10 protein-coding genes are annotated in these 11,763 nt (G+C 62.5%); 7 read left to right on the top strand and 3 right to left on the bottom strand.

Annotation, left to right across the window (positions count from 1 at the left end; genetic code table 11):
* Positions 1-103: 103 nt before the first annotated feature.
* From BLT50_RS10695 to BLT50_RS10675, 5 genes are all read left to right on the top strand, one after another.
* On the top strand, positions 104-619 hold the full coding sequence (locus BLT50_RS10695; RefSeq protein ID WP_342706701.1) for a c-type cytochrome: 516 nt from the start codon (positions 104-106) through the stop codon (positions 617-619).
* 174 nt (positions 620-793) lie between these two features.
* Entirely contained in the window at positions 794-2,746 is a 1,953-nt protein-coding gene (locus BLT50_RS10690; RefSeq protein WP_090028685.1) for an extracellular solute-binding protein, read from the top strand.
* Positions 2,747-2,765: 19 nt separating this feature from the next.
* Positions 2,766-3,854 carry a microcin C ABC transporter permease YejB gene (locus BLT50_RS10685; protein WP_090028684.1) on the top strand — a complete coding sequence of 363 codons (1,089 nt, stop codon included), beginning with the start codon at positions 2,766-2,768 and terminating at the stop codon, positions 3,852-3,854.
* Entirely contained in the window at positions 3,855-4,961 is a 1,107-nt protein-coding gene (locus BLT50_RS10680; RefSeq protein WP_090028683.1) for an ABC transporter permease, read from the top strand.
* Complete coding sequence (locus BLT50_RS10675) at positions 4,958-6,547, top strand: ABC transporter ATP-binding protein (protein ID WP_090028682.1); 1,590 nt, start codon at positions 4,958-4,960, stop codon at positions 6,545-6,547. Before BLT50_RS10680 ends, BLT50_RS10675 begins: the two co-directional genes overlap by 4 nt.
* Before the next feature lie 9 nt (positions 6,548-6,556).
* On the opposite strand, the gene BLT50_RS10670 is transcribed toward BLT50_RS10675, so the two are convergent.
* Genes BLT50_RS10670 through hemN form a run of 3 tightly spaced genes read right to left on the bottom strand, consistent with a single transcriptional unit; the run spans position 6,557 to position 9,529 of the window.
* On the bottom strand, positions 6,557-7,237 hold the full coding sequence (locus BLT50_RS10670) for a DUF6639 family protein (protein ID WP_090028681.1): 681 nt from the start codon (positions 7,235-7,237) through the stop codon (positions 6,557-6,559).
* A gap of 30 nt (positions 7,238-7,267) precedes the next feature.
* Positions 7,268-8,164 (bottom strand): endonuclease/exonuclease/phosphatase family protein, encoded by an 897-nt coding sequence (locus BLT50_RS10665; RefSeq protein WP_090028680.1) that lies wholly within the window; start codon positions 8,162-8,164, stop codon positions 7,268-7,270.
* A gap of 9 nt (positions 8,165-8,173) precedes the next feature.
* The gene (gene hemN, locus BLT50_RS10660) at positions 8,174-9,529 is read right to left on the bottom strand and encodes an oxygen-independent coproporphyrinogen III oxidase (protein ID WP_090028679.1); all 1,356 of its coding nucleotides are present in this window, start codon (positions 9,527-9,529) and stop codon (positions 8,174-8,176) included.
* A 66-nt stretch (positions 9,530-9,595) separates the two neighbouring features.
* Between hemN and fnrL the strand changes: the two genes are divergently transcribed.
* Complete coding sequence (fnrL, locus tag BLT50_RS10655; RefSeq protein ID WP_090028865.1) at positions 9,596-10,342, top strand: transcriptional regulator FnrL; 747 nt, start codon at positions 9,596-9,598, stop codon at positions 10,340-10,342.
* Positions 10,343-10,412: 70 nt separating this feature from the next.
* A complete protein-coding gene (locus BLT50_RS10650) occupies positions 10,413-11,690 on the top strand; it encodes a flavin-dependent oxidoreductase (protein WP_090028678.1) in 1,278 nt (425 codons plus the stop codon).
* Positions 11,691-11,763 lie beyond the last annotated feature (73 nt).

Raw genomic sequence — 11,763 nt, 5'->3', positions numbered from 1 at the left:
GTCGGGCGTTTCGTCGCGCTAACTATACCTTGCCACCGCGAAGGGGAAGCAATAGATAGCCCGCGACGGATATGAAACGGACGGGCGAACCATGTTTGACACGATGACGATCACGAAAGCCGGTGGCGCGCTGTGCGGCGCTCTTCTGATCTTTCTTCTGGGCAAATGGGGGGCCGAAACGCTCTATCATATGGGCGGCGGTCACGGCGGCGAAGAACACACCGCCGGTTACGTGATCGAGGTCGAAGGCGGCGATGACGCGGCCGAAGAACCCGCAGAGGAAATGGATGTCGCCGCAGTTCTGGCGGCTGGTGATCCCGGTGCAGGCGCACGCGTCTTCAACAAGTGCAAGGCGTGCCACAAGCTTGAAAAGGGCGAGAACGCGACCGGGCCGTACCTGTATGGCGTGGTCGGGCGTCCGATCGACTCGGCCGAGGGTTATGGATATTCGGGCGCTCTCGAAGAGCAGGGCGCCGAGGCGTGGACCCCGGAAACCTTGTTTGCCTTCCTGGAAAACCCCAAGGGATGGGCGCCTGGCACGACGATGTCCTTTGCCGGCCTCAAGAAGCCCGAGGATCGTGCCGACGTGATCGCCTATCTCGCGACCATCGGCCAGTGAACACATACACTTTATGACCGGTTCGGGCCGTCACCTGGAAAGGTGGCGGCCTTTTTCGTTGTATGACCGGAAATCACGCGTGTTCACGCAATCTTACCTTGAATGTGGCCAAGGCGCGCCATTAGCTTAGATCACTGATATCAGACGTATCCCGAACCGGAACGCGACAGGAGGATGAGCATGACACCCGCCCCCCGCACCAGCGCCGTTGCGCGCCCGCGACAGACGGCCCGGATCGCTGCCTTTCTGACGTGGATGTTGCTGGGCGTTGTCGCGCTGGCCATCCCGGCGCTGGCACAGGATCAGGATGGCGATGCCATGATCCGCAGCCACGGATATTCCTACTTCGGCAATCTCACCTACCCCGAGGATTACCCGCATTTCGATTACGTGAACCCGGACGCGCCGAAGGGCGGGGAAATCTCGCTTGCGGCGATGGGGACGTTCGATTCGATGAACCCCTACAGCCGAAAGGGGCGCGCGGGGCGGTATTCGTGGATGATGTACGAAAGCCTTCTGGGGGAAGAACCGACAAGCGGTGCCGGTGCGCCTGCGGATGTCTATGGCGAAATGTACGGATTGCTGGCCGAGAGCCTGGAATACCCCGAATCCAAGGAATGGGTGATTTTCCACATGCGGCCCGAAGCGCGGTTTTCGGACGGGGTGCCGGTGACGGCGCATGACGTGGTGTTTTCGCACAACCTGCTGCTGGAACAGGGCCTGCCATCCTATGCGCAGGCGGTGAAGGTGCGCGTTCTGACCGCCGAAGCGCTGGACGACCACACGGTCAAGTTCACCTTTGCCAAGGACATTTCCCGCCGGTCGCTGATCGACCAGGTGGGCAGCGTTCCGGTCTGGCCCAAGCACTGGTTCGAAAAGACGGGCGCGCGGCTGGATGAACCCAGGCTCGAAGCGGCGCCGGGATCGGGCCCCTACATGGTCGAAGAGGTCGAGGTGAACCGGCGCATCGTCTACAAGCGCAATCCCGATTACTGGGGCAAAGACCTGCCGATCAACAAGGGCCGGCATAATTTCGACCGTATCCGCGTGGAATATTTCGGGGACGACACCGCCGCGTTCGAGGCCTTCAAGGCCGGCGAATTCACCGTGCGTCCCGAAGGCAACTCGCGCCTCTGGGCCACCGGGTACGATTTCCCGGCGGTGCAGAAAGGTTGGGTCAAGATGGAAGACCTGCCTGACGGCACACCACCCGCGCCGACCGGCATCATCTTCAACCTCGGGCGGGAAAAGTTCCAGGACCGCCGCGTGCGCGAGGCGGTTTCGCTGGCCTATAACTTCGAGTGGACGAACGCGTCGCTGCAATACGGCCTGTTCGAGCAGCGCCATTCCTTTACCCAGGGTTCCCCTCTCGAGGCGCAGGGCGTGCCCGAAGGCGCCGAGCTGGAACTGCTGAAATCGCTGGGCGACATCGTGCCGCCCGAGATGCTGACCGAACCGGCCGTCATGGCGCACAGCTCGTCCGAAGAGCGGCTGACCGACCGCCGCAATCTGCGCCGCGCGATGAAGCTGCTGGACGAGGCCGGCTGGACCGTGGGCGATGACGGCATTCGCCGCAACGCGCAGGGCCGGGTGATGAAGATCGATTTCCTGCTGAACACGGCGGGTTCTCCCACGCTGGAATCGGTGGTCGAAACCTTTGTGCAAAACCTGCAGAAAATGGGCATCGACGCATCGGTGGAAAAGGTCGATCCGTCGCAATACACGCTACGGGAACGCGACCGCGATTTCGACCTGATTTTCGACCAGTACCGCGCGTTCCTGGATACCGGGACCGGGCTGCACCAGATGTATGGCTCCAAGGAGGCGGCGTTCAGCCTGTTCAACCCCGCGGGCCTTGCCAGTCCGATGGTCGACCGGATCATCGACATTTCCCTGCTGAGCGAAACCGTGGAAGAGCGTGATGTCGCATTGCGCGCGCTGGACCGTGCGTTGCGCTGGGAACGGTTCATGATCCCGGTCTGGTACAATCCCAGCGTCTGGATCGCTTATTGGGACCAGTACGATCACCCCGAAGAGCTGCCGACCTATTCCGTGGGCCTTTTGGATTTCTGGTGGTATGACGCGGAGAAAGCCGAAAAGCTCAGGGCCGAAGGCGCGCTGAGATAAGCGGGGGGAATACCGGCAGATGGGCGCCTATATCCTTCGGCGATTGTTGCTGATCATCCCGACGCTGTTGGGGATCATGATCATCAATTTCGTCCTCACGCAGTTCGTGCCGGGCGGACCGGTCGAACAGGTGATCGCCCAGATGCAGGGGCAGGGCGACGTGACCGCGGGCTTTGCCGGTAGCGGCAATGACGCCGGCATGGATGTGCCCGACAACGAGGAATATATCGGCGCGCGCGGCCTGCCGCCTGAATTCATCGCCCAGCTTGAACAAGAATTCGGCTTTGACAAGCCGCCGCTGGAACGGTTCCTGAACATGATGTGGAACTATGCGCGGCTGGATTTCGGGGAAAGCTGGTTCAAGAAACAGGAAGTCACCGACCTGATCATCCAGGCGATGCCGGTATCGATTTCGCTGGGGTTGTGGTCGACCTTGCTGGCCTATCTGATCTCGATCCCGATGGGCATCCGAAAGGCCGTGCAGGATGGATCGCGTTTCGATAGCTGGACATCGACGGTGGTGATCGTGGCCTACGCGATCCCCGGTTTCCTGTTCGCGATCCTGCTGCTGGTCCTGTTCGCGGGCGGATCGTATCTGCAGATATTTCCGTTCCGGGGGCTGACGAGCGAACAGGCGGTTTGGGACACGCTGACCTGGTGGGAAAAGGTGGGCGATTATTTCTGGCACATCACCTTGCCGGTCGTCGCTTCGACGATTTCCGCCTTTGCCACGCTGACGCTGCTGACCAAGAACAGCTTTCTGGACGAGATAAAAAAGCAATACGTGATCACAGCCCGCGCCAAGGGCTTGAGCGAGCGGCAAGTGCTTTATGGCCATGTTTTCCGCAACGCCATGCTGATCGTGATCGCGGGCTTTCCGGCGGCGTTCATCAGCATCTTCTTCACCGGTTCGATCATCATCGAAAAGCTGTTTTCGCTGAACGGCCTTGGTCTTCTGGGGTTCGAGGCCGCGTTGCAGCGCGACTACCCGATCGTGTTCGGCACGCTGTTCATCTTTGGCCTGATCGGCCTGCTGGTCGGCATCCTGTCGGACCTGATGTATGTGCTGGTCGATCCGCGCATCGATTTCGAAAAGAGAGAGGGGTAAATGGCGCTTTCCCCCCTCAACCAGCGGCGCTGGCGCAACTTTCGACGCAACAGGCGGGCCTTCTGGTCGCTGATCGTGTTCTCGGTTCTGTTCGGCCTGTCGCTGTTCGCCGAATTCATCGCCAACGACAAACCGATCCTGGTGCAGTACCGGGGCGAATATTACACGCCGATCTTCCGGTTCTACCCGGAAACCGCGTTTGGTGGCGATTTCCAGACCGAGGCGGATTACCGCGATCCGGTGGTGCAATGCCTGATCGAAACCGGCGGAACCGACGCCTGTTTCGACGAGCCCGAAGACCTGATTGAGGATGCGCAGGACGGCGTGATCGACGGCTCGGAGATCGCCAAGGGCTGGGCGCTCTGGCCGCCACTGCCCTATTCCTACGACACGACGGTGGACCGGCCCGGCGCCGCGCCGCTGCCGCCCAACGACCAGAACCTGCTGGGGACCGACGACACCAAGCGCGACGTGCTGGCGCGGGTAATCTATGGCTTCCGGCTGTCGATCCTGTTCACGCTTATCGTCACCACGCTGGCCAGTATCATCGGCATCATCGCGGGGGCGTTGCAGGGCTTTTTCGGTGGGTGGCTGGACCTGATATTCCAGCGTGTGATCGAAATCTGGACCGCGATGCCGCAGCTTTACGTGATCATCATCCTGTTCGCGATACTCGGGCGGGGGTTCTGGTTGCTTGTCTTCATAACGGTACTGTTCGGCTGGACGGCGCTTGTGGGCGTGGTGCGGGCCGAGTTCCTGCGCGCGCGGAACCTGGAATACGTCCGCGCGGCCAAGGCGTTGGGCGTCAGCAATTGGACGATCATGTTCCGCCACATGCTGCCCAACGCGATGGTCGCGACGCTGACCATGCTTCCCTTTATCGTCACGGGAACGATCGGGCTGCTGGCCAGTCTCGATTTCCTGGGCTTCGGCCTGCCGTCCTCGGCGCCGTCGCTGGGGGAACTGACGCTTCAGGCCAAGCAGAACCTGGATGCGCCCTGGCTGGCCTTCACCGCCTTCTTCACCTTCGCGATCATGCTGTCGCTTCTGGTCTTCATCTTCGAAGGGGTGCGTGACGCGTTCGACCCCAGAAAGACGTTTCAATGAGTGTGCTCGAAGTCCGCGACCTGACCGTGGCCTTCCGGCAGGACGGCAAGGTCAACCCCGCCGTGCGTGGTGTTTCGTTTTCCGTCGACCGTGGGGAAACCGTGGCTCTGGTGGGCGAATCCGGGTCGGGCAAGTCGGTGACCGCGTTGTCGACCGTCGGCCTGCTGCCGCCCAGTGCGCAGGTGGGCGGGTCCGTCACCTATGAAGACCAGCAGATGATCGGCGCGGGCGACAAGCTGCTGCGGCAGGTGCGTGGCAACGACATCAGCTTTATCTTTCAAGAGCCGATGACCTCGCTCAACCCGCTGCACACGATCGAAAAGCAGCTTCGGGAATCGATCGAACTGCACCAGGGCCTTGAGGGCAGCGCCGTGCGCGACCGCATTCTTGAACTGCTCAACCGTGTTGGCATCCGCGACCCCGAGGAACGGTTGAACGCCTATCCGCACCAGTTGTCCGGCGGGCAGCGCCAGCGGGTGATGATCGCGATGGCGCTTGCCAACAAGCCCGACCTGCTGATCGCCGACGAGCCGACGACGGCGCTGGACGTGACGATCCAGGCCCAGATCCTGGAATTGCTGGCCGAGCTGAAACAGACCGAGGACATGGGCCTGCTGTTCATCACCCATGACCTGGGCATTGTGCAGCGCATTGCCGACAAGGTCTGCGTGATGAAGGATGGCGAGATCGTCGAGGCCGGGCCGACCGCCGAGATATTCGCCAACCCGCAGCACCCCTATACGCGAAAGCTGTTGGGTGCGCGCGCGGTCGGATCGCCGGCACCCGTGCCCGAAGAGGCGAAGTCGCTTGTGTCGACGGATGGGCTGCGTGTGTGGTTCCCGATCCAGAAGGGCTTTCTGAAGCGCACGGTCGGGTATGTGAAGGCGGTGAACGACGCCACGATCGACGTGCGCGAGGGCGAAACGCTGGGAATCGTCGGCGAAAGCGGATCGGGCAAGACCACGCTGGCGTTGGCGATCATGCGGCTGATCCAGTCCACCGGCGGGATCACCTATGACGGGCAGGACGTGCGCGGCTGGTCGACGAAAAAGCTGCGCGGGTTGCGGCGCGAGATGCAGATCGTGTTCCAGGACCCGTTTGGCAGCCTGTCGCCGCGCATGACCTGCGAACAGATCATTGCCGAAGGGTTGGGCGTGCATGGCACGGCGCCGGGGCGCAACGCCAACCAGATGGTTGCCGAGATCATGGAAGAGGTGGGGCTGGACCCCGCCACGATGCACCGCTATCCGCACGAATTTTCCGGCGGCCAGCGCCAGCGCATCGCCATCGCCCGCGCCATGATCCTGCGGCCGCGTCTGGTGGTGCTCGACGAACCCACAAGCGCGCTGGACATGACCGTGCAGGTGCAGATCGTCGATCTGCTGCGTGATCTGCAGGTAAAATACGGGCTGGCCTACCTGTTCATCAGTCACGACCTGAACGTCGTTCGCGCCATGAGCCACAAGATCATCGTGATGAAACAGGGCGATGTGGTCGAGGCCGGCAAGGCCGAGGATCTGTTCACCAATCCGCAGACAGAATATGCCCGCACGCTATTGTCTGCAGCGTTGGATCTGGCGGGCTGACCGGCTCGGTCAGGGGTGGACGCCGTCGAACACCATCTCGCGCCGGATCAGTTTGCCGAACAGGTCGCAGCCGTTTTCGGGCCGGGAAAAATAGAACCATACCCGCGCGGCAAAGGCATCGGGCGCCATGGCCAGGATCAGCCCGTTGATCGATTCAAGCGTGACCGTGCCACCGTTTGCGCGCCCCTCGAGCAGCTTTTCCCGTGCGGCATCGGGCAGGAAATCGTATTGCATGGCGTAGGCCATGAATTCGTTCTGCGCGCGGGGGCCGCTGTCGGGCCCCATCGCCTGGTAGACCAGGGCATGAGTCACCTCGTGCACGATCAGGCTTTCGAACAACAGCGTGGACGAGATGCGAAGATAGGGTGAATCCGCGCGAAAGATCTGTTCCAGCGCGCTGGGCGGAAGAACCTGGATCAGGTTTGCCTTGCAGTCGAACAGCCCCATGCAATCGGGGTGGTCGCCGAGGATCGCGTCAGTCACGAGGATACTCAAAGGTTCCGGTCTGGGCAGATGGCATTGGGCCAGCCTGGGCAGTGCCGTGGCCAGCGCCGCGCAGGCGCGTTCGACCAACGCGGAGTCTGGGGCTGTCACCGTATCGCCTGTCGCGCAGATATGGGTTATGTCCCCTGCCTGGCCCGCCTGCGGCGCGAGCGTCAGTAACAGAACAAGGCAAAGACGGTGGAGCATGCCCGATGGTCCTGTTCTGCGGCCATCCTGTCAAGCCAGCGGCAGGTCGATCACCAATGCGGCATGGTCGCTGGCATGTGGACGATGGTGGCCGACTTCGGGCAGGTGAAGACCGGCATTGCGTCCCGCCTCGAGCGACAAGCCCTCGCGGTGCAGGTCGGGGATCGCGTCGGGGCAGGCCCGCGCCAGTGCAGGGCTGGCCAGCATCCCGTCCGAGCGCCAGTAAATGTCGTCCCACGGGTCATGCGCCGACCAGCGCGCGCCTTGTGGCAGGCGCGCCAACAGGTCGACGGAAAAGGGCGGCAGGATCGGTGCCGTGGCCGGATCGCCCGCAGGGTGCGCGGGGTCGTTCAGATCGCCCAGGATCAGCCACATGTCGCGGCCCCGTGCCTCGACCAGGTGGCGGACGGCCAGTGCCTCTTGCCGGCGCACGGGCCAGGCTGCGACGGGATCGGGATAGGGTGCCTTGAAATGGCAGATGAACAGCGTGATCGCCTCGAACTCGACCTCGAGGCAGTCGCGTCTGAATATCGGCGTGTCGGGATGCACTCCGGGCGGTGGCGCCAGGCCCAGATCCGCCGGGCGCAGGTCGATATGGCTGGATACTGCAAGCGGTGCCACCCGGCTGAGCAGCGCGACATCCTGCCCGCGCCCGTCATTGCCGGGCATGCAGATGCGGTGCGGGTAGGGGGGCACACCGGCCGGCAGCATGTAGGTGTCGTGGAAATGGTCCAGAGTGGCCTGGTCGAACACCTCCTGCAGGGCAAGAATGTCGGCATTCAGTGCTGCGATCACCTGCGCCCCAAGCCGGCGGTCTATCCTGTCGGCCCAGGAATCCGGGGTGTCTGGTGTGTCGCGATCATGCGCGCCATCCAGAACCGCGCCACGCAGGCGCAGGTTCTGGATGTTGAAAGTGCCGATGCGCACCGGCCCGGCCTAGATGGCCGAGCTGTGGCCGGCCTTGCTCAGGTCGTAGGCGTCAAAGGCACGTGCGATCATGCGGGTCAGCGGACGGGCGTCGACCGGGATATCGAGCCCCGCATCGGTCACTTTGATCAGCCCGTCGAACTCTGCCGCCACGGCTTGAAGCCGGGCCATCAACTCGGCTTTCGGAATGCCGAAGCTGCCGGTGATCTCATCCGCGTCGATGCGGAAATCGCACATCAGTGCCTCGATCATCCGCGACCGCAACAGGTCTTCGCCCTTGAACGCATGTCCGCGCGCGACGGAGAACCGCCCGTCGCGTATGGCCGCGGTATAGGCCGAGGTCGCGGGCGCGTTCTGTGCGTAACCTTGGGGGAACCGCGAAATCGACGAGGCACCAACCCCGATCAGCACATCGGCCGGATCGTCGGTGTAGCCCTGGAAATTTCGACGCAGCTTGCCTGCGCGCAGCGCACGCGACAATCCGTCCTCGGGGCGGGCGAAGTGGTCGATGCCGATCTCGTCATACCCGTCCCACATGAACAGCCGCCGCGCGGTTTCGAATAGATCCAGCCGTTCCTGCGGCGTCGGCAGCGCATCCGAAGGGATCAGTTGCTGGCGCTTGGCCATCCAGGGCACATGCGCATACCCGTAAAGCGCCACGCGACCCGGGTTGAAAGACAGCAGTTTCTGGACGGTTTCGGTGATCCGCGCCTTGGACTGATGCGGCAAGCCGAAAAGGATGTCCGCATTCAGGCTTTGCACACCGCGCTCGCGGATCATGTCGACGGCCTTGCGGGTCACTTCGTAGCCCTGGATACGTCCGATGATGTTCTGGATCTCGTCATCGAAATCCTGAACGCCGATGGATGCCCGGTTCATGCCGGCAGCGGCCAGCACATCCAACCGCGTGGCGTCGATTTCGTTCGGGTCGATTTCGACCGAGAACTCGGCTTCGTCCGACAGGGGCGCGACCGCGAAAATCGATTCGGCCAGTTCCTGCATCATCTCGGGCTTCAAGAGAGTGGGCGTGCCGCCTCCCCAGTGCAGGCGCGACAGCGTGACGCCCCGCGGCAGTGCGGCGCCAAGCATCGCAAGTTCGGCTTTGAGGGTTTCCAGGTATGCACGGACGGGCTCGTCGCTTTGGGTGCCCTGGGTGCGACAGGCGCAGAACCAGCACAAACGGCGGCAAAACGGTACATGTACATAAAGCGAGATACGGGATCCGGGCGAAATCGCGCTGATCCAGTTGGCAAAATCGGTGGGTCCGATGGCTGGCGAAAAATGCGGCGCGGTCGGATAGCTCGTGTACCGCGGCACCTTCGCGTCAAACAGTCCCAGTTTTGCAAGTTGCGTTTTCGTGGCCATAAGCCTAGCCTGTACAGCAGGACACACGGGTCATCATTGACCCAGATCAAGCGCGCGAACGCATACATGCTGAATGAAGACATAAAAACGGTTGCACACGACTGTGGCGACTGCCCTATTCGCCATAGGGCTGTATGCGCGCGCTGTGAGGCGGACGAGCTCGAGCGGCTGGAAGAAATCAAGTATTACCGCAACTTCCAGGCCGGCCAGACGATAATCTGGTCGGGTGACCGGATGGATTTCGTGGGCTCGGTCGTGTCGGGAATCGCCACGCTGACCCAGACGATGGAAGACGGCCGCACACAGATGGTGGGTCTTTTGCTGCCCAGCGATTTCGTGGGCCGTCCGGGCCGAGATGGATCGCCCTATGATGTCGTGGCAACGACAGACATGGTGATGTGCTGTTTCCGCAAGAAACCGTTCGAAGAGCTGATGGCCGACACGCCGCATATCGCCCACCGCCTGTTGGAAATGACGCTGGACGAACTGGATGCCGCGCGCGAATGGATGCTGGTTCTGGGCCGCAAGACGGCGCGGGAAAAGATCGCCAGCCTGCTGTCGATCATCGCCCGCCGCGATGCGACGCTGAACCTGCAGACGCAGCAGAACTCGCTGGTTTTCGACCTGCCCCTCACGCGTGAGGCGATGGCCGACTATCTCGGGCTGACGCTGGAAACCGTCAGCCGCCAGATTTCGGCGCTCAAGCGTGACGGCGTCATCGAACTCGAAGGCAAGCGTCATGTGACGGTGCCCGACTTCAGCCGCCTTCTGGACGAGGCCGGCGACGACAGCGACGGCGGGATGCTGTCCTGACGTCGCACAGCGTATTTGCGCAAATCGTTATACTTGATAAACACCTGGCAAACAGGTGAAGGCTCAGGACATGACGAACCCCCACATTCTCATTGCCGGCGGCGGCATTGCCGGTCTTTCGCTCGCGCTGACGCTGCACCAGGTCGGCGTTCGCTGTACGGTTTACGAGTCCGTGCCGGAACTGCGGCCGCTGGGGGTGGGGATCAACCTCCAGCCGAACGCCGTGCGCGAGCTGTTCGACATGGGGTTCACCGCTGACGAACTTGACCGCGTCGGTGTGCCTGCGCGCGAATGGGCGCTGGTCGGGCGCAATGGAAATGACATCTACGCCGAACCGCGTGGCCTTTTGGCAGGTTACAACTGGCCGCAATATGCCGTGCACCGTGGCCAGTTGCAGATGCTGCTTTATGGCAAGGTTGTAGAACGCCTGGGGCCGGATGCGGTGCAAATGGGACTCCGTGTAACGGGCTACGAACAAGGCGCCGATGGCGTGACGGCGGTTCTGGCCGATGCCGAAGGCCGCGAAAGCCACGCCACCGGGACACTTCTGATCGGGGCGGACGGGCTGCATTCGGCGATCCGGGCGCAGATGCATCCCGACCAGCCGCCGATCCAGTGGGGCGGTGCGATCCTGTGGCGCGGCGTGACGCGGGCGAAACCGATCCGAACAGGATCGTCCTTTGTCGGGCTTGGTACGCACAAGCACCGCATGGTGATCTATCCGATCTCGCACACGGATGCCGATGGCATGGCCACCATCAACTGGATCGCGGAACAGACATTCGACAATTCCGCGGGCTGGGAAGGCGACTGGAACAAGAAGGTCAGCGCCGAAGATTTCGTGCACCATTTCGAAGGCTGGAATTTCGACTGGCTGGACGTGCCTGCCCTGATCCGTGGCGCGGCCGAAGTGTATGAATACCCCATGATCGACCGCGAGCCGGTGCCGACATGGGTCGACGGGCGCGTGGCGTTGATGGGCGACGCGGCGCATGTGATGTATCCGACCGGTTCGAACGGTGCGAGCCAGGCCATCATCGATGCCCGCGTGATCGGGTCCGAGCTGGTGGCACACGGGGTAAATGCCCAGGCACTCGCGGCCTATGACGCGCGGCTTTGCGGCCCGGTATCGGAACTGATCCTGCGCAATCGCGGCGCAGGCCCGTTCGGTATGCTGAATATCGTCGACGACCGCTGCGGCGGCGAATTCGACGACATCGACGATGTATTCCCCGAGGCCGAGCGCGCCGAATTCATGGCTGGCTACAAGAAGGCGGCAGGGTTCGCCATCGAGGCGCTGAACGCCGCGCCGCCGACGATTGCACCGGGCGCACAGGTTCCCGTGTGAGGCCACCGGCCCGGAAATGAAAAGGGCGCGCGATGTGTCGCGCGCCCCCGGTTTGTGTCCTGGTCCCTTCCTG

The sequence above is a fragment of the Lutimaribacter saemankumensis genome (assembly GCF_900100005.1).
Taxonomy (GTDB): Bacteria; Pseudomonadota; Alphaproteobacteria; order Rhodobacterales; family Rhodobacteraceae; genus Lutimaribacter; species Lutimaribacter saemankumensis.
The sequence above is the reverse complement of the archived record's forward strand: the minus strand, read 5'-3'. Positions and strand labels throughout refer to the sequence as shown.